Raw genomic sequence first — 26994 nt, 5'->3', positions numbered from 1 at the left:
CTTTAACACGACATCGTTTTCGTTTTACATATCAAAAACGACATAAAAAAGCCAAAAGTCGATAAAATGAGAAAAAAGTATATACAAAACGCTATACAAACATTACAACATTACCACAACATACTATAAAAATGCTACATGAGAAATGTTAAAATTTTAAAACATAGAAACTTTAAACACATTGTGAATCCTATAAAAACAAAGGGCTTGAATTGTTAAAACGTCAATTTTGACACCATTTCTTTGCGATGTATGTTTTTTGTTGTGGTTTATATTTAAGATTTCGCAATAATAATATATAGTTTTAGTAACAATCAAATCAGTAGTATTTAGATACGCTGAACAACCAATCAAAATTAAATAAACAATGAAATGAGCTGAAAATGATCTTGTAACTCACTACAGAAAAATTTTAGCGAATTCCATCTGACCTCATTAACAAACTAAAAACAAACAGATGAAAAAAACCTTTCTAACTTTAGCACTGATTTTTTTAACGACATCTATGTTTTCTCAAGCAGACAAAGTTACTGTCGAGAAATCGGATCAAGGAATGAAATTAGTAGTTAACGGAAAAGATTTTATGATCAATGGTATGAACTGGGATTACGTACCAATTGGTTCTACAATTACCGATCCTGGAATATGGAACAGATCCGACGATGTCATCATGGCAGCATTAGATGCTGAAATGATGCTACTAAAAAACATGGGTGTAAACGCTATTAGAACTTATGGCTTAAAACCAAAGTGGATTACGTATATCTATGAGAATTATGGTATCTACACGATGCTCAATATTACTTTTGGAGCCTATGGACTTACCATCAATGGAGCATGGACGCCACAAACTGATTATGCAGATCCTGCAACTAGAGAAGTATTGATGAAGGAAGCCATTGACATGGCGAATACTTATAAAGATACTCCTGGACTATTATTATATATGATAGGAAACGAAAATAACTATCACTTATCTTGGACAGGAGCAGAAACGGAAGCCATTCCGATAGAAGGAATTGATTCAAACAAAATACAAGCAGCAAGAGCTTTATACAAAGCATTTAACGACGCTACACTCGAAGTAAAGAAAATTGATACTTCACATCCAGTAGCGATCTGTAATGGAGATTTACTCTATTCAAACTTAGTAAAGGAAGAATGTACAGATGTTGATATATATGGTACAAACATGTATCGTGGAGTATCATTCGGAGATGCTTTCAAACAAACAAGAGATGAACTTGATATGCCAATTCTTTTTGCAGAATTTGGATCAGATGCTTTCAATGCTAGAGACAATCAAGAAGATCAATATTCGCAAGCATACTATATGGTTGGGAATTGGAAAGAAATATATGCAAATGCAGCAGGCGTTGGAGGTGCACAAAACTCATTAGGAGGTTTTACCTTCCAATTTTCTGATGGATGGTGGAAATACAAACAAACTGAAAACTTAGATGTTCATGATAATGTTGCCGTGTGGCCAAATGGAGGTTACTCCAGAGACCAAGCGAAAGAAGGAGATTTAAACATGAATGAAGAGTGGTTTGGTATTTGTGCCAAAGGACCAACCAACGAAAGAGGATTATATACATTATATCCACGTGCAGCGTACTATGCATTAAAAGAAGTACACCAAGTAAATCCTTATGAAAAAGGAGTTTCCAAAAGCTTTATCGAAAATCATATAGACAATATCCAAATCATGGATGCTGTTTTAAGAGCTAGAGGAGACAAAGCCGCAATGGGCGGTGGCGGCAATCAAAAAATACGTCTAAGCCAACTTAGAGCAGAATTTACAACCTTCAATACAGGTGGAAGTCTTATTACAACTCCAAATTCAGAAGATCCGAATGAAAATGCATTTCCTAATCAACTAGGTTTTGATCACATGCAATCATACTTTATTGGAATAGAAGGAAATCCTTCTCCAAACATGAGAGCAAGTGTAAACTTCAATGTTCTTGGAAATGTAGCTGAAAATCCAATCAATGAAATTTTCTATGAAAATGCAGGAAGACCGATCACTTTGACTGGTATTGAAGGAGGAAATAATGTGGATGTAGAAGTAGGAGATATCAACAGAGTTCGAGTTTATCAAGCAGAATTTGAATGGAATGCGAAAGACTTCGATTTAAGAGGATTTTATCGTACAGGACACTATCACTGGGGATATGAAGGTGATATCTTCGGATTGTATCCAGAAGCAAACTACGGGCCTAACTTAGATATCTACGGAGGTGAAATTCTCGGTATTGAAGTAGACGGTAAAGGAGCGTTAAGTGGTGCAAAAGCAGCATTTGGACCGCAACTATGGTGGGGAGCCAATCCAACAATGTTATTCAAATACACAAAAAATATAAAAGGTTGGGATGTAACAGGAATCTATCACAGAGATGTTGAAACTGATCTTGAATTTGATGAAACAGGACGCCGTGTTCTAGATGCCAACCAATTGCGAAGTGGTGTAATTCCACCATGGCCAATGGAAAGAGCAACCATCGCCTTAGAGCGTGACTTTGGAAAATTTGGAATACAGCTTGGAGGTATTTGGGCTGGAAGTCCATTAAACGGAAGTACGTACCAAGATGTAAGAGGTACTTCTGGAAACTATACAGTACTGAATGACAAAGTAAAATCTAGTGACAACTTTGGAGCAAAAGCGAAATTCACCTATGCTGGTGGACGCTTTAACTTCTATGCACAAGGTTCTGTAATGGGATTAGTTGCCAACGGTGGAGCAGATCAAACACAAACCTTTACAGGTTGGAGATTGAGAGACTCTGGAAGTGGAAACATGACCAACTTCTTATCTGGTTTCACCTATACAGTGGGAGATTTCCAAATTGCACCAAACTTTATGTATCAAAAACCATTAGTAGATGCAATGCCTACTGATGTAGATGCACCAGGAAGATTACGTAATGTAATTGACGATCCTTTTGCAGTAAGAGGTGGAAATCGTGAAATGACAGCAGGTGAAATTTTATTTACCTATGATCCAACTCCAGGAACTTGGATGTATGAGTGGAATAACGACCGATCAGAAGATGCTAAATTTGCAGCAAACTTAGGATTTGTATTCCGTCACTTACCAACACAGCAAGATGCACATATCGGTTTCAACGCAGATCGTACATTCTTTGCCTTTCCAACTACGGTTCCAGCAGAAGACCTATGGGAAATCAACTCTCGTATGGTTTCTAAAGTATCTCCAGAATTGGGAATCATTGGTAATTTCTACTACGGAAATGCACAAGCGAATGGTGATAGTCAACGATTAATCAAACGATTTGGTGGTGATGTGAGAATGATCTACAGAAAAATAAAAGTAGAAACTCATGTGAAACTTAACGATTGGGGACCATTTGACTACCACAGAGATTTCAACTTGACCTATCCAACACAATTAATGTTAGATATTTCTACAACGCTAGGAAAACCAGATTGGTTCGTCCTACCAAGTACAAGAATTGGAGTTCGTGGAACGTGGCGTACGCTAGATCAGTTTTCTCCAAGATTTGCACCAAACGTTGCCGCAGACGAATTTTCTAACGCTCCAATAGTAAGTCCTGTAGGATTTGGTAATGGAACAGAATGGGAAATAAGAACATACATACACATCAACATCGGAAAATAATAAGCTATAAAAATGAAAGGACTAACATATTTTAAAAACACACTACTTACAGGTTTGGTAATTGCCTTAACCGTAAGCTGTGAACGCGATATATCAGATGATGCCACCTTGGCAACATTTCCGAACACACCAGACATATTTACGGATGCTCCAGTAGGCTTAACAGATCAGTTTTTTGAATCATTTGATCCTGCCGTAGGCGCAAATGCAACGGGTTTTGGAACAGATGATAACGAATCGTATGAAGGGACAACATCTATACGAATTGATGTGCCAGCTCCAAGTGATCCTGATGGAGGATTTATTGGAGGGATCTTTAGAGATCGAGGTGCTGGTAGAGACTTATCAGGTTATGATGCCTTAACTTTTTGGGCAAAAGGAACACTTACCGGAAGTGTGCGCTTTGGATTTGGATCTGATTTTGAAACAGACATCTATCCAGTAGCTACTGTAATACAACTTACAACGGGATGGAAAAAATACATCATTCCAATTCCTGATCCTTCCAGATTAACTCAAGAAAGAGGATTGTTCTTATTCTCTGCCGGATCATTCGATGTTTTATCAAATGACGATTTCTCAAATGTAACGACCTTAGATGACAATCTTGGATATACATTTTGGATTGATGAATTGCGCTATGAAAACTTAGGAACAATTAGCCCAGCAGCTCCATTTATTCTTAACGGTGAAGATATAGAAGTAGATAACTTTACAGGATTTTCAGCTACCATTGGAGGATTAGGGGCTACATTCAATTTGCCTAACGGACAAAACATATCAGTAGAAGCATCAAGCGCTTATTTTGATTTTTCCTCATCTGATACTTCTGTAGCTACAGTGACTTCTTCAGGTGACGTAGCACTAATTGGTGCAGGTACAGCTACCATAACAGGAAGCATAGGAGATGCGCAAGCTGATGGATCTTTAATACTAAATTCCACAGGTTCATTTGTAAATGCGCCAATACCAACGCAAGCAGCAGCAGATGTGATTTCTATATATAGTGAATCATATCCTAGTGTTTCAGGATTCAATCCAGGAGTTTTTGCAGGTTCAAACACAGAAAACATTTCAGTACAAACCTTTGAAGGGAACAGCCATGTGAACTACGAAGGAATTGACTTTATAGGAATTGGATGGGACGGAACAGTAAATGTAACTGGTGAAACCATGGTACACTTAGATGTTCAGTTAACAAGCGCTGCAGGTTCGGCACTTGTGATGGAATTAATTGATTTTGGTCCAGATGATACCGACAACGGTTTCGGTGACGGATCTGCAGGAGGATTTAACCTTAGCAGTCAATTAATGCCAGGACAATGGGTTGGAATTGACATTCCTTTAAGTTCATTTACCTTGCCTACAGGTGGAGGTGGATCAGGTAATCCTAACTTAGGAAACATTGGTTACATTGTTTTTGTTTCTAACAACGGAGCATCATTCTTAGTTGATAACATTTATTTCTATTAAGAAATTATAAAATATTAAATATGAAAAAAATAATTAAAAATAGTATACTAGCACTAACAATCATCTCAAGCACTATTTTTGTTAGTTGTGAATTGGATGAAACTCAAGAGGTTGTTACCAAAACTAATTTAGTCATGTCCGATGAGTTTGACATTGATGGTACGCCAGATCCAAGCTTATGGACGTATGACTTAGGAGATGGAACCGCAGCAGGACTGCCTCCTGGTTGGGGAAATAACGAATTGCAAGTGTATACGAGTGATTCCGAAAATGTAGAAGTTCAAAATGGACTTCTAGTCATCACCGCTAGAGAAAATCCTGCAGGAGGTTATACATCTGCTAGAATTAAAACACAAGGATTATTTGAGCAACAATACGGACGTTTTGAAGCGCGAATTCGTTTACCACAAGGAAAAGGTCTATGGCCAGCATTTTGGTTATTAGGAAATGACTGCAATGTAAACCCTTGGCCATCCTGTGGAGAAATTGACATCATGGAATACTTAGGAGATGCGCCTACGGTTGTTTTTGGGAGTGCACACGGACCTAATTTTTCAGGAGAAAATTCAATCTCAAAAGAATATGAACTCACAGACAATAGATTTGATACTGAATTTCATGTTTTTGGTATAGAATGGAGTCCAAACCAAATCAACTACTATGTAGATGATGTATTGTACCAAAGTATTACGCCAGAAACTGTAGCAGAAGAAACTGATGGCGATGGAACTTGGGTATTTGATAACTCTTTCTACATAATTATGAACGTAGCTGTTGGAGGGAATTTACCAGGTTTTCCAAACGCAAATACAACTTTTCCACAAAGAATGCTTGTTGACTACGTAAGAGTGTATAACTAAAAAAACAAAAAAGACATGAAATTTTTAAAATACAAAATAGCCTTACTTTCACTAGTATTCGCGGCAACATTATTTACTTCATGCGAAGAAAACGAAGAAAGTGGAATAGAATTAATTGGCTTAGAAGCAAGATTTATAACAGAACAAAATTCTAAAACAATTTCATTTGTAAATGTTTCTAACAATGCCACATCCTATTCATGGGATTTGGGCGATGGTTCCTCTTCAACATTTGTAAGCCCTGTAAAACGTTATGATAACGGAACATATACAGTTGTATTAACTGCGTATAATGACAAAGGACAATCAAGTGTATATGAAGAAACATTCACCATTGACGGATGTAATGACGAATTAGACGAAAATATTGATCCTGCAAACGGTGACTTAAACTGGACTTTTTTAAGTGATGATGCTACTTTTGATGCCTTTGGTGACATTGGTGGTGCTATTGTAGCAAACCCAGTATTAGATGCCGTAAATAGCAGTTGCTTTGTTCAAGTTTATGACAAGGCAGTCGGTTGTCAAACATGGTCTGGAGTAGGTGTAGCACTTGATACTTCATTAGATTTTTCAACAATCACCAACAAAACATTCAAAATGAAAGTGTTGGCAGAAGACCAAGTGGCAGATGTTACCTTACGATTAGAATTTATGCCTTTTCCAAATGTAAATCCGTTTCAAGAAAGAATTGCAAGTATTACACAAGTAGGACAGTGGCAAGAACTTAGTTTTGATTTCACAGATGTTCCTTCCGGGACTTTTAAAAGTGTAATTATCTACTTTGAAAGAAATGCTGCATGTGATGGTGACACGTATTACTTTGACGATATAACGCAAGAATAAAAAACCAAAGCATACAAATTCCCCTTCTTCGCTAGAAGTAAAAATTGACCAATTAATGATTAAAGAAACAATAAGCTTAGATCAAGATATTCTACCAAATATGTCTCAAATAGAAACCGTACACATAGACAACGAGCATTTTTACAAAATCTCAAACAGCGATACAATACGACCATTTTTTATGAGTATTGTGAGTGATTCCGATCATTGGATGTTTATTTCCAGTAATGGCGGATTAACTGCAGGGCGTAAAAACGCTGAATTTTCAATATTTCCATACTATACAGATGATAAAATTACAGAATCAGCTGATATCACCGGAAGTAAATCCATATTTCAAGTAACGAAAAACAGTGAAAAACACTTGTGGGAACCTTTTTCAGAACGATTTGGAGGAAAGTACCAAACCACACGTAATCTTTACAAAAACAATTACGGAAACAAAATACTGTTTGAGGAAATCAATCACGATTTAGAACTCACCTTTCGGTACCAATGGAATTCCAGTGATGAATTTGGAATTGTAAAAAAATCAACACTTACAAACAATTCCCAAGAAGAAGTTCATGTAAATATTTTAGATGGGATTCAAAATGTGTTGCCCTATGGAGTCAGTGCAGATGTTCAAAACGCAAGTAGCAATCTAGTGGATGCCTACAAGCGAACGGAACTGGAAGAAACTACTGGTTTAGGAATCTTTGCACTAAGTGCCATCATTGTGGATAAAGCAGAACCTAGTGAAGCGTTGAAAGCCAACATTGTCTGGTCGTTAGGATTAGAAAATGCACAATACTTACTATCATCATTACAGCTAAATGCCTTCCGAAAACTTATGCCGATTCACCAAGAAACGGACGTAAAAGCAGAAAAAGGTGCGTATTTTATCAATGCGCAAGTGCAATTACAAGCTTCGGAAAGTAAAGAATGGTGTACCATTGCAAATGTGAATCAAGATCATAGTGACATTGCCGCATTATCATTCCGCATTCAAAATGAGCTCAATCTGACCAAAAGAATTCAACAAAACATTGATTTAGGAACAGAAAAGTTATTACAACTCAATGCAGCTTCTGATGGAATGCAATTAACGGCAGACAAATTTAGAGATACACGTCATTTCTCCAACACGCTGTTCAACATTATGCGTGGTGGAATCTTTGACAATAACTATCAAATAGAAAAGTGGGACTTTCAAAACTATCTCGCAAAAGCGAACAAAAAAGTTGCGAGAACCACAGAAAACATTTTGGATGGATTGCAAGCAGAATTCACGCTGGCTGACATCCAAAAAGTAGCGTACGAAAGTACCGATAAAAATTTCAGACGCTTGTGTTTAGAATACATGCCATTAAAATTCAGTCGTCGTCATGGAGATCCAAGTCGTCCTTGGAACAAATTTTCAATCAATACACGAAGCGAAATTGATGGCTCTAAAATATTAGATTACGAAGGAAACTGGCGTGACATCTTCCAAAACTGGGAAGCCTTAGCGTATTCCTATCCAGAATTTATTGAAAGTATGATTCATAAATTCTTAAATGCCACCACGTTCGACGGTTACAATCCGTATCGTGTGACAAAAGACGGATTTGATTGGGAAGTGGCGGAACCAGACGATCCATGGTCGTACATTGGGTATTGGGGCGATCATCAAATCATATACTTGCAAAAATTCTTGGAAATCATTGAAAATCATAAACCAGGTAAGCTGGAAAGTTTCTTTGACAAAGACCTGTTTGTATATGCAAACGTTCCGTACAGAATAAAACAATATGCGGATTTACTTAAAAATCCTAAAGATACCATTGAATTTGATGAAGAATTAGATCATAAAATTCACCAAAAACGAGAAGAATTGGGAGCTGATGGCGCTTTACTACGCGATGAAAACAAATTCATTGTCAAAGTAAACTTCATCGAAAAAATATTAGCTACGACATTAGCTAAAATCTCTAACTTTATTCCCGAAGGCGGAATTTGGATGAACACACAACGTCCAGAGTGGAACGATGCTAACAATGCGTTGGTAGGAAACGGCGTGTCAATGGTGACTTTATATTACTTGCGTCGCTTCTTAAAATTCTTTGAAAATGTCTTTAATTCATCGCAAACAGATACAGTTGAAGTCTCTAAAGAATTAGCAACCTTCTTCCAAAAAGTAGCAAAAACGCTGCATGATCATCAATACATTCTCGCAGGAAAAATAAATAACAAAGATCGTAAAGCGGTGTTGGATGGACTTGGAATTGCAGGTAGTGAATACCGCGAGCAAATCTATGACCATGATTTTTCTGGTAGAAAAGAAACTCTTGCTGTTGAAGATATTAAAGCGTTTGTCACAACAAGTTTAGCATATTTAGAACATGCTATAGAAGCAAATAGGCGTGAAGACAACTTATATCATGCATACAACTTAATGACGGTTGAAAATGAGGAAGAAGTATCAATTTCGTACCTCAATGAAATGTTAGAAGGACAAGTAGCCGTATTAAGTTCAGGGTATATCTCATCTAAAGAAGTATTGGCAGTGTTGGATGGATTGAAGAGCAGTAAACTCTTCCGACCAGATCAGTACAGTTACTTACTCTATCCAAACAAAGAACTCAAAGGTTTCATACAACGGAACACCATTCCAAGAGAAGCGGTCAACGAATCACAGTTATTTCAACAATTAATTGCGGACGGAAACAAAGCCATTATTACCAAAGATATCAATGGCGAATATCACTTTAATGGAAACTTTAAAAATGCAGGCGATTTAGCGGAAGCGTTAGCTGAACTAAAAGATACAAAATATAGTGATGTAGCTGCCGCAGAAGGCAATCACGCATTGAATACGTTTGAAGAAGTATTCAACCACAAAGCTTTTACCGGTCGTTCAGGAACCTTCTACGGATACGAAGGATTAGGTTCTATCTATTGGCACATGGTTTCAAAACTACAATTAGCCGTATTAGAATGTTGCTTAAAAGCCATTCACGATGGTGAAAGTGCAGAAATTCAAGGAAGACTTCTAGAACACTATTACGAAATCAATGAAGGAATTGGGGTGCACAAATCTCCATCATTATATGGAGCATTCCCAACAGATCCATATTCGCATACGCCGTATGGAAAAGGAGCACAACAACCTGGAATGACAGGACAAGTAAAAGAAGATATACTAAGTCGTTTTGGCGAATTGGGTGTCTTTGTTACCTATGGAAAACTATACTTTGATCCATGTATGTTGCGTACAGATGAATTTTTACTAGCCGACAAAACATTCAACTATATAAGCATTCAAGGCGAAGCAAAACAACTATCTGTAGAAAAAGGATCGATCTGTTTTACCTATTGCCAAGTACCAATTGTATATACAATTTCAAATCAAAGCTCACTAGAAGTGCATCTTTCTGACGGAAGTGTATTGGCATTTGATAGCTTAAGCTTAGATGCTGAAATCAGTCAAAAAGTATTTGACCGTTCAGGAGAAGTAGCACAAATAAGTGTACACATAAAAAATGATCATTTAAAGTAAAAAATATCAACACAATCATGAGGACGTTAAAGCACATATCTAAAATACTATTGGTAACGCTATTAATGATGTCTTGTGAAAGCGAGCAAAAGAAAAAGGCTTCGTCAGAACCACAAACAAAAAAAGAAGTGACAGCTAAAGATATATTAGGAAATAAAGACTATGTAGCCATCTCTTATGGAGGATATCGCACCAAAACACGTGAGGTACAACCAACCATAACAGAGCTCAAGGACGATATGAAGATTCTCCATGCGATGGGCATCCGAGTTTTGCGTACATACAATGTACAATTACCACACGCAGCCAACCTTTTAAAAGCAATCAGGGAACTGAAAAACGCAGACAAAAATTTTGAGATGTATGTCATGTTGGGCGCGTGGATTGATTGTAAGTATGCCTGGACAGGGCAAACTCCCGATCACAATCAAGAAAGTGAACAAAATGAGGAAGAAATCGAAAGAGCTGTCGCATTGGCGAATCAATATCCAGATATCATAAAAATCATCGCTGTAGGTAATGAAGCCATGGTAAAATGGGCGGCAAGTTACTACGTGCAACCAAATGTGATCCTAAAATGGGTAAATCATCTACAAAATCTTAAAAAAGAAGGAAAGCTAGACAAAGACCTGTGGGTAACAAGCTCAGACAACTTTGCTTCTTGGGGTGGTGGCGATACTATCTATCATGTAGAAGACTTAAACAAGCTTATCAAAGCTGTAGATTACTTATCCATTCACACCTATCCAATGCACGATACGCATTACAACCCTGTTTTTTGGGGAACTGTGGACGATGGTAAAAAATCGAGTCTTGAAAAAATAGACTATGCTATGGAAAAAGCCAAAGAATATGCCATTTCACAATTTGACAGTGTACATAATTACATGAAAAGTTTGGGCGTAGACAAACCAATTCATATTGGGGAAACAGGTTGGGCGTCCTATTCCAACGGACATTATGGCGATACGGGAAGTAAAGCTACAGACGAATACAAAGAAGCGATCTATTACCACAGCATACGCGAGTGGTCAGAAAATAACGAAGTTTCATGCTTTTATTTTGAAGCATTTGATGAAATATGGAAAGATTCGCGTAATCCTGGCGGATCTGAAAATCACTTTGGATTATTTACCATTGATGGAAAAGCCAAATATGCACTTTGGAATCTTGTAGATGAAGACGTGTTTAAAGGCCTAACGCGAGATGGAAACCAAATTGTAAAAACCTATAACGGCATAAAGGATTCCCTTCTGTTAGAAGTACAATTGCCACCAGTAAAAGCAAAACTAGTCGTAGATCACTAACCATGAAAAAAATACAAACATATAGCCTTATAATGCTACTCATTATGATTACAGCTTGCAAAGAAAAAGAGCAAAAGCCTTTGGTAAAACAGCTTGAAGCAGAAGTATATGAAACTTCCGAAAGTGGAAACAAACTTACAAAACTAACCACATTCAATTCGGTAAAAGATACACTGACAAAAACGACTTTGATTACGTTAACTCCTGCGAAAGAATACCAAACCATTACAGGTTTTGGAGGCGCATTTACGGAATCATCTGCGTATCTATTAAACAAATTGAGCAAAAAAAATAGAGACTTCATTATAAAAGCATACTTTGATAAAGATCACGCCAATTACTCGCTTACGCGTACACACATGAATTCGTGCGACTTTTCATTGTCAAACTATTCATATACACCTGTAGCTGGCGATGTAAATTTGGAACACTTTACCATTGAAGAAGATATGGACGATCTCATTCCAATGATTAAAGATGCCATGGCAGCTTCACAAGATGGTTTCAAAATATTTGCATCTCCGTGGACAGCAGCACCTTGGATGAAAGATAACAATGCTTGGGTAGGAGGAAAACTCTTGAAAAAATATTACGATACATGGGCATTATTCTTCTCAAAATATGTAGATGCGTACAAAGCAGAAGGTATTGATATTTGGGGATTCACCGTAGAAAATGAACCACATGGAAACGGAAACAACTGGGAAAGTATGCACTATACCCCAGAAGAAATGACCGATTTCGTACAAAATCACTTAGGACCAAAACTTGAAAAAGACGGAAAAGGTGATTTAATCATTTTAGGATACGATCAAAATCGTGCAGGACTCAAAGAATGGGTAGACGTAATGTTTAAAGATGAAGCTTCTTCCAAATACTATGACGGAACTGCAATTCACTGGTATGAAAGTACCTATAAAATATATGCTGAAGATTTGCAATATGCACACAACAAAGCGCCAAATAAATATTTAATAGAAACTGAAGGCTGTATAGATGCACAAGTTCCTGTTTGGAAAGATGATGCTTGGTATTGGAAAAAAGAAGCAACTGATTGGGGTTGGGATTGGGCAAAAGAAGAAGAAAAATACTTGCACCCAAAATATGCTCCAGTAAATCGGTATGCACGTGATATCATCGGATGTCTTAACAATTGGGTTGACGGTTGGGTAGACTGGAACATGGTGTTAGACAAACAAGGCGGACCAAACTGGTTTAAAAACTGGTGTATCGCGCCAATCATCGTTGATCCAGATGCGGATGAAGTATACATGACGCCATTATATTACACCATGGTACATTTCAGTAAGTACATTCGCCCTGGCGCAAAAATTATCGACGCAAACAACACAGACAAAGACTTAATGGTGACTGCGGCAAAAAATCCTGACGGAAGCATTGCGGTAGTTGTATTCAATGAGGGTAAAACCGAAAAATACTTTTCACTTCACCTTGGTGAAACATCAAAATCAATATCAATTAACCCACAAGCGATTCAAACTATCGTGATAACCAATTAAAACTGAGAAATATGTCAAATAAAACAGCCACCAGAGATAGAGTTCCTTTTGTTCAAAAAATTTCATTTGGTTCTGGTCATTTTGTATTAAATATTTTACCTGGTACATTAGGAGTTTTCATTCAATACTTTCTATTAACTGCTTTTGGAATGGACCCTTTTCTTGCGGGGCTATTAGGAGGCTTGCCTAGAATATTTGATGCAATTACGGATCCTATCATGGGATTCATATCAGATAATACAAAATCTAAATGGGGTAGAAGAAGACCTTACATATTCTTCGGAGCTATTTTTAGCGGAATCATGTTTATTTTAATGTGGCAAATTGACGAGAATGACCCAGAGATGTATAATTTTTGGTACATAATGATTTTGCAAGTTATATTCTTAATAGGAAATACGGTATTTGCTACGCCTTTAATTGGTTTGGGATACGAAATGACTTCTGATTATAAAGAACGCACAAGATTAATGGCATTCTCCAACACTATGGGACAAATTGCATGGATGATAGTACCATGGTTATATTTCATAATCCCTGATCAAAACTATTTTGCTACACAAGCAGAAGGTGTTAGATTCATGGCTGTCGTAGTAGGTGTAATTTGTATTGTTTTCGGAATCATACCAGCAATATTTTGTAGAGGAATTGATTCTGCAAATATGGCAAACCGTAAAGAAATTAACATGAAATCGTTATCTTCAAATTTAAAAGATCTTTTTCAAGGGATCAAACAGATTTCTAAAAACAAACCTTTTATGAAACTTTGCGGAGCTACATTTTTAGTATTCAATGGTTTCCAAATGGTAGCAGCATTTAGTGTATATATCATTGTATTTTATATGTATGAAGGAAGTTATGAAGCAGCAGGAACTTGGCCTGCATGGTTTAATACTGTAAATGCTATGGCAACAGCATTTTTAATCATACCAATTATTTCATGGATGGCAAACAAAGTAGGAAAAAGAAAGGCTTTCTTAATATCTACTTTCATCTCTATTATTGGCTACATTCTCAAGTGGTGGGCTTTCGATATCGACAATCCTTATTTAGTATTTATGCCTATTCCATTAATGGCATTTGGTCTTGGAGGATTATTCACACTTATGATGTCTATGACAGCCGATGTATGTGATTTGGATGAATTAGAAAACGGAATGCCACGTAAAGAAGGTACATTTGGTGCTATTTACTGGTGGATGGTAAAACTAGGGCAAGCGATAGCATTAATCCTAGGAGGATTAGTATTAAAGTTAATCGGATTTGATGGTAACTTACCTAAACAAACAGCAGAAACGTTATATCAATTGCGTGTAGCAGATATTACTATTCCAGCAATTACAGCTGCCTTAGCATTAATAGTAATGTGGAAATATAGCTTAAACGAAAAAAGAGCGGTCGAAATCAAAGAAGAATTAGTAAGAAGAAGAGGAGAATTATAACCTATTTATAAATTTTAGAATAAAACAAAAAAATGTCATATAGAGACGAAGATTATCACTTATACGGCGGAATTAATTTCACCGAGCATTCAGGAATAGACTTTAGCAAATATTCCTTTGAAGAATTAAAAAAACTTTGGCGAGCAACACTCAATAAAGGAATGCATGGTATTTGTTTTAGTATGTATGAAGACGGACAAGAACCTGGCGATGTTATTAGTGAAGAACAAGTAGAAAGAAGAATAAAAATTCTAAAACCATACTCAAAATGGGTACGTTCTTTCTCTTGTATAGAAGGAAATGAACACATTCCACGATATGCCAAAAAACACGGTATGAAAACCATGGTTGGTGCTTGGTTAGGAGATGACAAAGATGACAACGAAAAGGAAATAGCAGCTTTAATTGAATTAGGAAAAGAAGGAATGGTTGATATTGCTGCTGTTGGAAACGAAGTGCTATACCGAAACGATCTTACACTGGAAGAACTCTTAGACTATATCAGAAGAGTAAAAGAAGCCTTACCAGATGTTGAAGTAGGGTATGTAGATGCATACTATGAATTCTCAGTACACCCAGAATTGGTCGAAATCAGTGACGTCATTTTAAGCAACTGTTATCCATATTGGGAAGGTTGCCATATTGACGGATCACTTGCACACATGCAACGAATGTATGGACAAGCAACACATGCAGCCAATGGTAAAAAAGTCATCATCACAGAAACAGGATGGCCAAGTCAAGGAGGAAGCTTACGAGGAGCAGAATCATCTGAGATCAATGCAATAAAATACTTTATTAACACGCAAGTTTGGGCTGAAAAAGACAATATCGAAACATTTTACTTCTCATCATTTGATGAATCCTGGAAAACTGGTGACGAAGGTGATGTAGGTGCATATTGGGGACTTTGGGACAAACACGAAAAACTCAAATTTTAATAAAAAAATTAACAAAAACAATGTCTTTACGTAAAGAAAAATTTTTCTCATTAGCTGCTCTTGAATTTGAAGGGTACACTTTTGATGACCTAAAATCTTTATGGCGCAAAACAGTGAAAGCTGGAATGCATGGCATGTGTTTCAGTCCATATGCAGAAGGGCAAGAACCTGGAGATACGCTTTCTGAAACGCAAATAAGACGGCGATTAGAGGTAATCAAACCATATACCAATTGGGTACGATCATTTTCATGTACAGAAGGCAACGAATTAATTCCTGAAATTGCTAAGGAAATGGGCATGAAAACCTTAGTTGGCGCATGGTTGGGGAACAATCCAGAAACAAACGAAGCTGAAATTGAAGGACTCGTCAATCTTGCAGACAAAGGTCTTGTAGATATTGCCGGTGTTGGTAATGAAGTCATGTATCGAGGCGATTTAACAGAAGATGAATTATTAAAATTCATTTACGATACCAAAAAAGAACTCAACGGAATTCCTGTAGGATATGTAGATGCGTACTATGAATTTGTAGAACGCCCAGAAATTACAGAAGCTTGTGATGTCATCTTAGCAAATTGTTACCCTTTTTGGGAAGGTTGCGATCAAGATTATTCGCTGTTATATGTAAAAGATATGTACAACAGAGCATTGCGCGCAGGAAACGGAAAAAAAGTCATCATTACAGAAACAGGATGGCCAAACAAAGGAACAAGTCTTGAAGGAGCATATCCTTCAAACACAAATGCAATTAAATATTTTATAAACACCCAAAGATGGGCCCAAGAAGAAGATATTGAAATCTTTTATTTCTCCTCTTTCGACGAATCGTGGAAAGTAAGTGATGAAGGTGATGTTGGCGCGTATTGGGGACTTTGGGATAAACATGAACAATTCAAATTTTAAACAGATTATTATGAAGAAAATTACGTATTTATTTCTGTTGTTTGCTTGCATCGCGTATGCACAGCCAACAACAAACCCAGCAACTCCAACACAAGCTGCTGTTGATGTGATTTCTGTGTACGGTGATACCTATACAAACATTGCAACAAATTACGATCCTAACTGGGGACAATCTGGTCACACGTTAGTAAATCCAAGTTACGACCCAGGAACGGGACAACTTTTATTAGCGTATCCTAACTTTAACTACCAAGGAACAGAGTTGACAACACAAGATGCTTCTCAAATGGAATTTTTACACATTGATATTTGGACATCTGCAAGCCCTGGAGCAACAGATATTCAAGTAAGTCCAATTAACAACGGATCAGGTGCAGGAGAAACTCTAGTTTCAATTGCCTACACATCTGGAACATGGACAAGTGTTGATATTCCTAAATCTGCTTTTACAGGAATGACTTGGGACAGTGTTTTTCAAATGAAGTTTGCAGCAAATGGACCAGGAAGTACAGTGCCAGTAGACATCTACTTAGACAATGTATACTTTTGGAAGAATCCAACCGCAGCAGGTTCAGACGCAACATTAAGCGCTTTAGAAATTGATTCAGCTCCATTAACAGGATTTGGTTCTGGAGTATTTAGCTACAACGTAGATTTAGCTCCTGGAACAACAGTAGTTCCACAAATTACTTCGGCAACAACAACGGATCCAGCGGCAATGGCAGTTATTACACAAGCACCTGCAGTACCTGGAGATGCTACAGTAGTAGTAACTTCTCAAAATGGAATGGTGATGGAAACATACACAGTTTCGTTTGTAATCAGTGGACCAGCAACAGCGGCGCCATCAGCACCAAACAGACCAGCAGCAGATGTAATTGGTATCTATACAGATTGGTATCCAAGTATCACAGTAGGTACGTATGATGCAGGTTGGTGTGGTTCAGCAGTAACAGAAGTACAAATCAATGGTGATAACACATTCAAAAAGAATACTGGAGTTCCATGTCAAGGAATCGATTTCTCTGCAAACAGACAAGACTTAAATGCATTTACACATATACATTTCGATTTCTACACGGATGATGTAGATTTAGTTGGAGATGTTTTCAATGTAAAATTAGTTGATTTTGCTGGTGGAGGCGGAGAAGCTTCTGCTTTAGAAATAAACATTAACACAGGAACAATGCCAGCTATTGTTGCAAACACATGGGTTTCTGTTGATCTTGATATCTCTTCTTTAGGAGGTGTGGTAGTAGGAAACCTTGAAAGAGGTGATATTGCTCAAATTGGTATTACAACTGCAAACTTAACGAATGTGTGGTACGATAACATTTACCTTCACAAAAATACTACGTTAGGTTTAGATGAGTTCAATACATCATCTTTCAAAACATATCCAAACCCAACAAATGACGCTTGGAATGTAGTTACAGAAGATACGGTAATTAACACAATTCAAGTATTTGATATTTCTGGAAGACAAGTATTAGCAATGGAGCCAAATAACACACGTGCTACTATTGATGGAACTTCTTTACAAGGAGGAATTTACTTTGCTAGAATCAACACAGATAAAGGTACAAGTAGTGTTAAACTAGTTAAAAACTAGACTAACTAGAGTAAAATTTTAAAAGGTGTGCTTCTGAAATAAGAGGCACACCTTATTTATAAAAATAAAGTAATATATTTGATACTATTATTAATCCCTTAAATTAAACAATAGAGTATGAAAAAAATTTACTTTTCAGTAGTAACATTACTAATTAGTTTAACAACAATTGCTCAAAATGACATTACTTTTAATGTGGATATGAGTAGTTACGGAGGATCATTTACAACAGTTTACCTAAGTGGTGAAATGAACGGATGGAATGGAACTTCCAACCCAATGACGGATATGGGTAGTGGTATTTGGTCAACTACCGTGAATCTTGCCGATGGAGAATATCAATACAAATTTCAAGTTGATGACTGGGCAGATCAAGAAAACTTCACAGGTGGAGATGCGTGTACAGTTACTGACGGAGGATTTGTAAACAGAATCTTAGAAGTCAATGGTGCTGCAATGACCTTAGACACGCCTACATTTAGTGTTTGCTACGATGACGGAAACGCTGGACCACATGATACTACGTTTAACGTAGATATGAGTGGCTATGGTGGTGCTTTTACCACTTTGTATATTAGCGGACAATTCAATGGCTGGGACGGAACTTCCAATCCTATGACAGATATGGGCGGCGGTATGTGGTCTGTAACACTTCCATTGGCAGAAGCATACACAGAATTTAAGTTTCAAGTGGATGGCTGGGCTGATCAAGAAAATTTTATGGATGGAGATGCTGGTACAGTAAGTAATGGTGGATTTACAAACAGATACATCAATGTACTAGGACAACAGTCTAGAGATTATACTTGGAATACAGCAGGAAGCACGTTAGGTACAGAAGAATTCACGGCTACATCGTTTAAAGCTTATCCTAATCCAACAAATGATGCGTGGAACATAGTAACAGATAATGTTGCAATCAAAACCATTCAAGTATATGATGTTTCGGGAAGACAAGTATTAACAATGTCACCTAAAACATCGCAAACTTCCATAGATGGAACTCGTTTGCAAAGAGGTATTTATTTTGCAACGATCAATACCGATAAAGGTACCAACAGTATCAAATTAGTCAAAAACTAATACAATAGATCACATCAAAAAAGTGTGTTTATGAAAATAAGCACACTTTTTTATAAGCAAGCTATCGTAATAGCTTTTTACAAGTTCTTATTCAGATAAAATATAACCAATGAAAAACGTAGTTTCTTTAAAATCATTAGCCAAAGAATTAAACATATCAGTATCCACGGTATCAAAATCTTTAAACGATAGCGAAGAAATAAGTGCGCAAACAAAAGAACGTGTAAAAAACCTAGCCAAATTACGCGGCTATTCACCAAATCCGATTGCAGTTCGCTTGCAAAAGCAAGAAACCATGCAAATTGGTGTGATTCTTCCCAACATTGAAAACCCTTTCTTTGCTTCTGTCTTAAAAGGGATTGACGAATTGGTTGGCTCCTCAAAATACAACATCATTACTTTTTTTAGCAATGAAAGCTTAGACAAAGAGAAAGAATGTTTAGATTTCTTTTCAAAAGGAAATGTAGACGGAATTATTATTTGTATTGCAGAAGAAACCAACAAAAAGAAAACATTCGATCATATCATTCAAATCAAACAAAAAGGCATTCCTTTAATATTATTTGATCGTATTCCAATGCAACCACTTGGCTTTGATGCGGTTCAAGTAAACGATTACGAAAGTATTGTAAGTGCCTATCAATATCTGGCTGAAAAAGAGTGTAAAAATATTGCTTTCGTATCTTCCATTCCTACATTAATTGTTGGTAGATCCAGAGAAGAAGGCTATTTATCGCAAACCAACAATCCAACAGTTATTGCTTTTGAAGACTTACAAGACCTTCAAATCACACTAGAAGAAACACTTAAAGAAAACAAAATTGACGGTTTTATAGCGGCAGATATCAACGCTACGCTGCTTTGTAACAGCATCATACAAAGACAAGGATTAATACCAGGAACAGATGTTTCCTTAATTGGGTATGTAAATTCTGGTCAAAACGATCTCAGCTATCCTAAAATATCTTACATTGACCAACATCCAAAAGAAATAGGAAAGCAAACGGCAAAGATACTTTTATTGCGTTTAGAGTCGAAGCTCGAAGAAGTTCCTGTAAGCGATATCGTTCTAAATACTACGATTACTATCGGCGATACAAGTCGCTAATCTTTATAAAATCACTTTAGTCTCATTTTTTAGATAATTTAAGCGAATTTCACACAGAATTCATATTAAATTCATTCATTATCGTACTTTTGCCAAAAGTAAAATAATGAAAAAACTAATGCCCTTCTGTCTATTACTATTGATAGCACAAGTTACTTTTGGTCAAGTAGTGATTAATGAAATTGATTGTGATACACCAGGCTCAGATACGGGAGAATTTATTGAACTCAAATCTGATACGCCTAATTTTGCCCTAGATGGCTATGTGTTAGTACTCTTTAACGGATCCACTTCTGGGAATGATAGTAGTTACTTTGCACTAGATTTAGACGGACAAACCACAGATGTTAACGGTTTACTGTTAATTGGAAGTAATACGGTTTCGCCAGTACCACAATTGTTAATTGGTGCCAACGTCATTCAAAATGGAGCAGATGCAGTAGCCATTTATCAAGCAGATGGTTTTGACTTTCCACAAGGGACACAAGCCACTACCACAGACTTAATAGATGCGATTGTTTACGATACAGGAGAAGCAGATGATACAGGTTTATTAACGCTACTAGGTTTAACAACACAAATTAGCGAAGGCGGAAACAACAATACCAACTCTATTCAACGGAATGAAACTGATGGAAGTTATTTCACAGGAACACCAACACCACGACAATTAAACGATGGAAGCGGTATAGTTCTCAATGGAATTGCTGTCAATGTTGCAAACGATCAATATACCGAAGGCGAAACCTTTACGATAGAATTTACGACAGAACTTCCTGTAACGTCAAATTTAGACATTACCTATTCACTTGCTAATGGAACTTTTGACGCAGCTGATTATACAGGAGCGACAACCGTAACTATTCCAACAGGACAAAGCTCAATTACCACAAATATTACGTTGGTAGACGATACGCTAGACGAAGGAGATGAAGAACTCATTATTGATTTGGTGGATAACTTTTCAGTAGAATATATCATTCTAAATGACGAAGTTTTAATCCGTGCAGTAGATGATGACTTCACAGTCGCACCTTTTGGAACACCTTTAAATCCAACGTATGGCGTCGTTGCTACTACAGTACCTAATGGATATTATGATACAATGGACGGATTGGCAGACACAAATTTGAGAAATGCCATGCAAGCTATTATTGCAGATCCTGCAACGGTTCGTGCGCAAACCTATGCCGATGTGTATGATATGTTGCGCGAAGCGGATGAAAACCCAGCCAATAGCAATCAAGTGTGGTTGGTATACACAGAACAGGGAAGAGCTAAGCTCGATCAACAATCAGGTTCAAACAGTACAGGCGCTTGGAACAGAGAACATACATTTCCAAGATCGCTTGCAGGATATGGAAGTATTGAAGGTGACGACATTGCAGATGGTAGAGACGTATTTTGGGCGACCAAAGCCGATTCGTTACGACATGGAAACTCTGACGGACATGGATTGCGGGCGAGTGATGGACCTGAAAATAGTTCGCGTGGGAATCAGCATTACGGACAATACACAGGGCCAACAGGAACTGCAGGAAGCTTTCGTGGCGATGTAGCACGTAGTGTTTTCTTTTTAGCGGTTCGGTACAACGGATTGTCAATTGAAAACGGTTTCCCTGCTGTAGAAGGACAATTGGGAGATTTGGCAACGTTGATACAATGGCACAGAAATGATCCACCAGATGACTTTGAAATGAATCGTAACAATGTGATTTACACATGGCAATTTAATAGAAACCCGTTTATAGATCACCCTGAATTGGTGGAACATCTTTGGGGAAATCAAATTGGCAATGTGTGGATGCAGCCTTTGTCTAATGAAGAATTTACAGCAAATACCATCAAACTGTATCCAAATCCTGCTTCAAATCATATAACCATTGCAGGCATTACAGATGAAGCAATCATGGAAATATATGCACTCGATGGTCGAAAATTACTCGTGCGTCAATTCTCGGGAACGACACAAATACCGTTAAACTTACAAAGTGGAATGTATCTATCAAAAATTACGGCGAACGGTAAAAGTATTATCAAAAAGATCATCATTCAATAAAATATAAATGATAGTGATTAGTATTAAATAGCTATTGTAAGTCTCAGACTCACAATAGCTTTTAATATATTCTTCTATCTTATACCAATTTACACATAAAATGATGTTTATAAACTTGTTCATTTGGTAGTCTAGTTCCTTGCAAATATATTCTGTAGCTACGGCTATGCAAAACATTCACGGCGTCCTAAACTGCCAAAGCAACTTCGTATCCAAAATACCATTTTAAATGTAAATTGGTATTATTTCAGTAGAAAATTATACAAAACATGATACATACAGTAAGCTGCCTCAGATTTTGGAGAACATTAACATGTAGCATACGGTTGTGTATGATGCGGACAAGTAGTTACACTTACATAACAGTTTCCTGCTTTGTCTCTAAAAATACTAGCATTTGTTCCTCCTTTTAAATCGCCAGCCTTTAAGCTAGAAATAGTGGCTTTGTTCAATTGTAATTGTAACCCTTTGTGGTTTAAATTCTTTTTTTTCATGATTAAATATTTTAAAATTAATAATGACACAAATCAAAATGAAAAATGTGAGATTCAAAAAAGAACATTGTGCCCGTTTATAAATGGACATGAATTGTACCTCTTACTAACGCTAGTTTTTATACCAATTCTACTATAAAATGCGATGTATAGAATTAAGATTAATTTTCGCGTATTCAAGACATAAAATCAAAGTATAGCCATAGCTACGGAAAATAGTCGCAAGGAAATAGACTGCTGAATGAACGGGCTTATTTGTTGCAGATTATAGTAAAATTGGTATAAGTTGTCAAAGCATATCTCGATACAGTTTTTCAATAAAAATCACTCAATATGACGTTTTGAATTTCATGAAAATAGTAAACTAAAATACCAAAAGTACTTGCGCTGAGCAAAGTTGAAGTGAAGCAATCTAAAGCAAAGCGAGTCCAAAATACTAAGAGCAATAGCGATCTAACAGCGCGGCGCGTCTACACAAAACAATCAAGATCGTTTCGTTCCATACGCCAAATCGCCCGCATCGCCGAGTCCAGGAACAATATATCCGCGGGAATTTAGTACGTCATCTACAGCAGCGATCCATAAATGTGTGTTTTTTGGGAAGTTTTCTTGGACGAAATCTACACCTTGCATAGAACCCAACACAGAAATGATATGAATGTTTTTTGGCGTTCCTTGTTGCAATAGTACTTCATACACGTTTTTCATGGTGCGACCTGTTGCCAACATCGGATCAACTAATAACAGCGTTTTTCCTTCCAACGAAGGTGCTGCCATATAATTCACGACAATTTCAAACGCATCTCCATCATCCATATGATCGCGATAGGCAGAAACAAACGCATTTTCGGCATGATCAAAATAGTTTAAAATTCCTTGATGTAATGGCAATCCTGCACGTAGAATAGAGCAAATGACGATATCTTTTTTAGGAATAATCATTTCTTTAGTTCCCAAAGGCGTTGTCACGGTTTCTGTAGTGTTTTCAAGCACTTTACTACATTCATAACTTAAAATTTCACCAACACGCTCAATATTTCTGCGGAAGCGCATCGAATCTTTTTGAATGGATACATCGCGCAATTCGGCAATAAATTGATGTAACAAGGAAGGCTGTGAAGTAAAATCATGAATCGTCATAAGAAGTAATTTTGGGCACTAAATATACTACTTAAAAATAATTTTAGGGAACAACTTTGCGAGATTAGCAGTGTGACTTCATAAAAAAGGCGGTTTTCTAACGAAAGAAAACCGCCATCAATTGTAACTAGATTAGGCTAGTTCTAGTACAATACTCATTTTGATTATTTTCTAATAAGCTTCAACGTTTTTAATAAAGCTTGATTGTCGTATACTTTTACAAAGTAAATTCCCGAAGCCAAACTTTCAATGTTGATAGCGAAAGAAGCAGCACCAATTGTGTTCATTTCCAGCATATATTTTCTGCCAGACATGTCATAGGTTTCTATACTGATATTTTTGCCTAAATTTTCTTGATCAATATACAAGTTAACATAATTGTTCGCCGGATTTGGATAGAGATAAATTTCTTCTGGAGTTTCATCTTCTTCAGCCTGTGTAAATAATACATCTTCATTGTTTGCCGTACGTTCGCCTATGCTCGGATCAAGAATATTTGCTTTGTAATCACTACTATTACAAAACGCATTGATTTGTCCTACTGTCGCATGAATCATCGGTTGAGAAAGGTTGAATGGCGAATCAATCCACATTGCTATTTCTGGAGAAATAATAGATTCTGGCGATGTTTCTATTTGATTCCCCGCGATGATGTTTACGTTATATCCCGCTGTAGTGCTTAGGTTTCCAGTGATATCAATGTCGTTCCAAGCACGACAGGTATATGTGGAACCAGAAAGCCAACAACCTTCAACCGGACTTCCATCAAAGACCACATCTTCAAAGCCTAAGTTTTCATTAAATAATTTAGCATCGTATTGTGTGTGCAGGGTTTCATCAATCAATTCATACGTGTAAGGTTCGCTGCTGTATTCAATATTGTCCTCGGTAATATCAAAAGTCAAAATTTGAGTACTCGTATTGTTTTCTCCATATTCGTTTTTAGTTTCATACTCAATATCAACCATTAATACCAATTCAATATCATAGAAACCAAATTTGAATCCTTGCCACACATGAAGTGGAAAGTTAGGATCGTCAGGGAATGTACAATCCAAACAACCGAATTCAAAAAATTCTTGCTTTAAACCCACACCCACGTTGAAGTTTTTTAAAGCATCTAGCGGCACAAAAGGAGTTTGAAAGTTTCCATCATCATCGCCATAATCGCCCACATACGGATCCCAACCGTTTTCTACACTGTTGGTAAATGGCGTATCTGACTGATTGATCCAAATGTCATACGCATCTACATCATAGTTTGTAGAAAAGACATTGGTTGTGTAATATGGATCTAAAAATACGTTGTAATGTAATTGTCCCGTAAGCGCCACATTTGTTTTCGCTTTGAAGCGATACGCAGCTTTGATTTCATGCTTTTTAATGTCTAAAGACTCGTTGAGCGCGTACATTAAGTCATTGCTAATTTTAATTTGATATTCACGAGTCCAAGATTTGTAATGAATTGGATTCCAAAATGTATCGACTAAAAAAGTATCTTCAAAAACGGTTTCTGGAACATACCGATCTGCAATGGTAATCGCAGGACTGTTCAATAGGGCAAACGTTCCTAAGACTTCATTATATACCGGATATTCATACATTGTTTGCAAAATAGGATCTCGCATATCGGTAGGATCTGCTGTGTCTGTATTTAAAACCTGTGTTGCTGCAGTTCCATAAGTTCCAGGTGTATAAAATGTTGGGCCACCTTTTACTTGCGAATCCGAGATGATTCCTTCAAAGTGCATTTCCGTAAAGGTAACACTTGGTACTTTATTTGGATCTGGTGCCGTTGGCAATGGTACTTTTTCAAAGTTTTGTTCTATATAGGTTTTTGCATCTGAACCCAGTACTTTTTTAGCAATTTTAAGAATGTTGTCTGTTTTTAATTTATCTGCTTTTTTGATAAAAGCACCGTATTTTTCTTTTAGCTTTGTATACCAATCGGTAGCTTCTATGGGACCAATATCGATCGCGGAAGGATTCGCACCAAGCGTAAATACAGCATATAAAGTATATTTTAAGGCTTTTAAAACATTTAAATTATGCTCTACAATTTTATTCTGTCTGTTGGCTGCTAACAAATCAGCTTCGTATTTTTCATAACGCTCAATATAATCATCAACCAAGGTTTGTAATCCTTTGTAAATTAAGATTCCACCTTTTTCAGCATCGTTTCCAGACGCATCAAATCCTGAAAGAAATGTCATAGGATCAATTTGCAAGTCGTTGTTAATCAGGTTATCATCTACAGACAAACTTCTGCCGTGCAAGGTGATGTTTTCTTCTGTAATTTGATTAAAACTAATTTGAATTTTTGATGGATAGGAACACGTACATGGATCATACGCAATTTGAAAATCCGTTGAAAACCATTGCCGTTGCGCATTGGTTGCTTTTGCCAACGATTTCATGGTTGTTACTTTTGAATGTTGATCTAACGCGAGATCTTTACCGCTGTATAAACGCGCCAATCCTGTTGCGCCAGAGTTGTCATTGTTTAATACAAAACTCATCACAACTTCAACTGCGTCAGGTCCGTCGCCAATTAACTGATCTAATCCAAAATTAGCAAATACACGGACAACTCCGGAGTAGCGATTGTAAATCACGATATACGGCAATGCTTGAAACGTTTCGTTGCTATCTGCCACTTCTACATTATTGGGATACCGTCCAAGATTTACCAACAACAATTCCCAACCATTTTTTGGAGTCGGTCTTGGAGATGCGTTGATATAATTGTAATACGGAATTGACAACGACCAAATATTGTCCATTTCTGGCAAAGGTGTTCCCGACCAAAACATGTTGCTTAGGTCGTAATCTTCCAAGCTTCCGCCCAGCGTTAACGGAAACCAATTGGTGCCGTTTAAATAGCGTTCATCACCATCGGGATTTAGTAAATCTTTCGGAAGTGCATTATTTGTTGGGTTTTCAGGATCTGTACTTACGTCGTTATCACATTGTGCATGTACAGAAGAAATTCCTAGAAATAGCATAACACACCAAAGGCATATTTTATAAAATATTCTCAT

Annotated in this window: 17 protein-coding genes; 14 read left to right on the top strand and 3 right to left on the bottom strand. The window is 37.0% G+C overall.

The window, feature by feature from the left end; genetic code table 11:
- Nucleotides 1-457: 457 nt before the first annotated feature.
- The 14 genes from KORDIASMS9_RS17795 to KORDIASMS9_RS17730 all read left to right on the top strand — a co-directional run bounded on the left by KORDIASMS9_RS17795 (nt 458) and on the right by KORDIASMS9_RS17730 (nt 22319).
- Complete coding sequence (locus tag KORDIASMS9_RS17795) at nt 458-3643, top strand: glycoside hydrolase family 2 TIM barrel-domain containing protein (RefSeq protein ID WP_114904141.1); 3186 nt, start codon at nt 458-460, stop codon at nt 3641-3643.
- 12 nt (nt 3644-3655) lie between these two features.
- The gene (locus tag KORDIASMS9_RS17790; protein WP_114904140.1) at nt 3656-5116 is read left to right on the top strand and encodes a hypothetical protein; all 1461 of its coding nucleotides are present in this window, start codon (nt 3656-3658) and stop codon (nt 5114-5116) included.
- A 20-nt stretch (nt 5117-5136) separates the two neighbouring features.
- On the top strand, nt 5137-5976 hold the full coding sequence (locus KORDIASMS9_RS17785; RefSeq protein WP_114904139.1) for a family 16 glycosylhydrolase: 840 nt from the start codon (nt 5137-5139) through the stop codon (nt 5974-5976).
- A gap of 15 nt (nt 5977-5991) precedes the next feature.
- Nucleotides 5992-6822 (top strand): PKD domain-containing protein, encoded by an 831-nt coding sequence (locus tag KORDIASMS9_RS17780; RefSeq protein WP_114904138.1) that lies wholly within the window; start codon nt 5992-5994, stop codon nt 6820-6822.
- A 55-nt stretch (nt 6823-6877) separates the two neighbouring features.
- Nucleotides 6878-10342 carry a hypothetical protein gene (locus KORDIASMS9_RS17775; protein WP_114904137.1) on the top strand — a complete coding sequence of 1155 codons (3465 nt, stop codon included), beginning with the start codon at nt 6878-6880 and terminating at the stop codon, nt 10340-10342.
- Between the two features lie 17 nt (nt 10343-10359).
- A complete protein-coding gene (locus KORDIASMS9_RS17770) occupies nt 10360-11649 on the top strand; it encodes a glycosyl hydrolase family 17 protein (RefSeq protein WP_114904136.1) in 1290 nt (429 codons plus the stop codon).
- Between the two features lie 2 nt (nt 11650-11651).
- Nucleotides 11652-13169 carry a glycoside hydrolase family 30 protein gene (locus KORDIASMS9_RS17765; RefSeq protein ID WP_205318005.1) on the top strand — a complete coding sequence of 506 codons (1518 nt, stop codon included), beginning with the start codon at nt 11652-11654 and terminating at the stop codon, nt 13167-13169.
- Nucleotides 13170-13180: 11 nt separating this feature from the next.
- Nucleotides 13181-14611 carry an MFS transporter gene (locus KORDIASMS9_RS17760; RefSeq protein ID WP_114904134.1) on the top strand — a complete coding sequence of 477 codons (1431 nt, stop codon included), beginning with the start codon at nt 13181-13183 and terminating at the stop codon, nt 14609-14611.
- 32 nt (nt 14612-14643) lie between these two features.
- Nucleotides 14644-15552: a glycosyl hydrolase family 17 protein gene (locus KORDIASMS9_RS17755; RefSeq protein WP_114904133.1), complete on the top strand. Its 909-nt coding sequence runs from the start codon at nt 14644-14646 to the stop codon at nt 15550-15552.
- Nucleotides 15553-15572: 20 nt separating this feature from the next.
- Nucleotides 15573-16457 carry a glycosyl hydrolase family 17 protein gene (locus tag KORDIASMS9_RS17750; RefSeq protein WP_114904132.1) on the top strand — a complete coding sequence of 295 codons (885 nt, stop codon included), beginning with the start codon at nt 15573-15575 and terminating at the stop codon, nt 16455-16457.
- A gap of 10 nt (nt 16458-16467) precedes the next feature.
- On the top strand, nt 16468-18069 hold the full coding sequence (locus tag KORDIASMS9_RS17745; protein WP_114905282.1) for a T9SS type A sorting domain-containing protein: 1602 nt from the start codon (nt 16468-16470) through the stop codon (nt 18067-18069).
- A 117-nt stretch (nt 18070-18186) separates the two neighbouring features.
- Nucleotides 18187-19152: a T9SS type A sorting domain-containing protein gene (locus tag KORDIASMS9_RS17740; protein WP_114904131.1), complete on the top strand. Its 966-nt coding sequence runs from the start codon at nt 18187-18189 to the stop codon at nt 19150-19152.
- A 109-nt stretch (nt 19153-19261) separates the two neighbouring features.
- The gene (locus KORDIASMS9_RS17735; RefSeq protein ID WP_114904130.1) at nt 19262-20260 is read left to right on the top strand and encodes a LacI family DNA-binding transcriptional regulator; all 999 of its coding nucleotides are present in this window, start codon (nt 19262-19264) and stop codon (nt 20258-20260) included.
- A 106-nt stretch (nt 20261-20366) separates the two neighbouring features.
- A complete protein-coding gene (locus KORDIASMS9_RS17730; RefSeq protein WP_114904129.1) occupies nt 20367-22319 on the top strand; it encodes an endonuclease in 1953 nt (650 codons plus the stop codon).
- Between the two features lie 308 nt (nt 22320-22627).
- Here KORDIASMS9_RS17730 and KORDIASMS9_RS17725 read toward each other — a convergent pair whose 3' ends face one another.
- From KORDIASMS9_RS17725 to KORDIASMS9_RS17715, 3 genes are all read right to left on the bottom strand, one after another.
- Complete coding sequence (locus tag KORDIASMS9_RS17725) at nt 22628-22813, bottom strand: hypothetical protein (RefSeq protein ID WP_114904128.1); 186 nt, start codon at nt 22811-22813, stop codon at nt 22628-22630.
- 483 nt (nt 22814-23296) lie between these two features.
- The gene (gene upp / locus KORDIASMS9_RS17720; protein ID WP_114904127.1) at nt 23297-23953 is read right to left on the bottom strand and encodes a uracil phosphoribosyltransferase; all 657 of its coding nucleotides are present in this window, start codon (nt 23951-23953) and stop codon (nt 23297-23299) included.
- Between the two features lie 164 nt (nt 23954-24117).
- The gene (locus tag KORDIASMS9_RS17715; RefSeq protein ID WP_114904126.1) at nt 24118-26994 is read right to left on the bottom strand and encodes a T9SS type A sorting domain-containing protein; all 2877 of its coding nucleotides are present in this window, start codon (nt 26992-26994) and stop codon (nt 24118-24120) included.

Source organism: Kordia sp. SMS9 (assembly GCF_003352465.1).
Classification (GTDB): Bacteria; Bacteroidota; Bacteroidia; order Flavobacteriales; family Flavobacteriaceae; genus Kordia.
This window is presented reverse-complemented; position numbering and strand designations above follow the sequence as displayed.

Bases quoted from the DNA above. Each gene is read 5' to 3' on its own strand.
- KORDIASMS9_RS17790 (WP_114904140.1), top strand. From the start codon at position 3,656: ATGAAAGGACTAACATATTTTAAAAACACACTACTTACAGGTTTGGTA.
- KORDIASMS9_RS17725 (WP_114904128.1), bottom strand. From the start codon at position 22,813: ATGAAAAAAAAGAATTTAAACCACAAAGGGTTACAATTACAATTGAAC.
- upp (WP_114904127.1), bottom strand. From the start codon at position 23,953: ATGACGATTCATGATTTTACTTCACAGCCTTCCTTGTTACATCAATTT.
- KORDIASMS9_RS17760 (WP_114904134.1), top strand. From the start codon at position 13,181: ATGTCAAATAAAACAGCCACCAGAGATAGAGTTCCTTTTGTTCAAAAA.
- KORDIASMS9_RS17735 (WP_114904130.1), top strand. From the start codon at position 19,262: ATGAAAAACGTAGTTTCTTTAAAATCATTAGCCAAAGAATTAAACATA.
- KORDIASMS9_RS17715 (WP_114904126.1), bottom strand. From the start codon at position 26,994: ATGAGAATATTTTATAAAATATGCCTTTGGTGTGTTATGCTATTTCTA.
- KORDIASMS9_RS17785 (WP_114904139.1), top strand. From the start codon at position 5,137: ATGAAAAAAATAATTAAAAATAGTATACTAGCACTAACAATCATCTCA.
- KORDIASMS9_RS17770 (WP_114904136.1), top strand. From the start codon at position 10,360: ATGAGGACGTTAAAGCACATATCTAAAATACTATTGGTAACGCTATTA.
- KORDIASMS9_RS17750 (WP_114904132.1), top strand. From the start codon at position 15,573: ATGTCTTTACGTAAAGAAAAATTTTTCTCATTAGCTGCTCTTGAATTT.
- KORDIASMS9_RS17755 (WP_114904133.1), top strand. From the start codon at position 14,644: ATGTCATATAGAGACGAAGATTATCACTTATACGGCGGAATTAATTTC.
- KORDIASMS9_RS17740 (WP_114904131.1), top strand. From the start codon at position 18,187: ATGAAAAAAATTTACTTTTCAGTAGTAACATTACTAATTAGTTTAACA.
- KORDIASMS9_RS17745 (WP_114905282.1), top strand. From the start codon at position 16,468: ATGAAGAAAATTACGTATTTATTTCTGTTGTTTGCTTGCATCGCGTAT.
- KORDIASMS9_RS17765 (WP_205318005.1), top strand. From the start codon at position 11,652: ATGAAAAAAATACAAACATATAGCCTTATAATGCTACTCATTATGATT.
- KORDIASMS9_RS17730 (WP_114904129.1), top strand. From the start codon at position 20,367: ATGAAAAAACTAATGCCCTTCTGTCTATTACTATTGATAGCACAAGTT.
- KORDIASMS9_RS17775 (WP_114904137.1), top strand. From the start codon at position 6,878: ATGATTAAAGAAACAATAAGCTTAGATCAAGATATTCTACCAAATATG.
- KORDIASMS9_RS17795 (WP_114904141.1), top strand. From the start codon at position 458: ATGAAAAAAACCTTTCTAACTTTAGCACTGATTTTTTTAACGACATCT.
- KORDIASMS9_RS17780 (WP_114904138.1), top strand. From the start codon at position 5,992: ATGAAATTTTTAAAATACAAAATAGCCTTACTTTCACTAGTATTCGCG.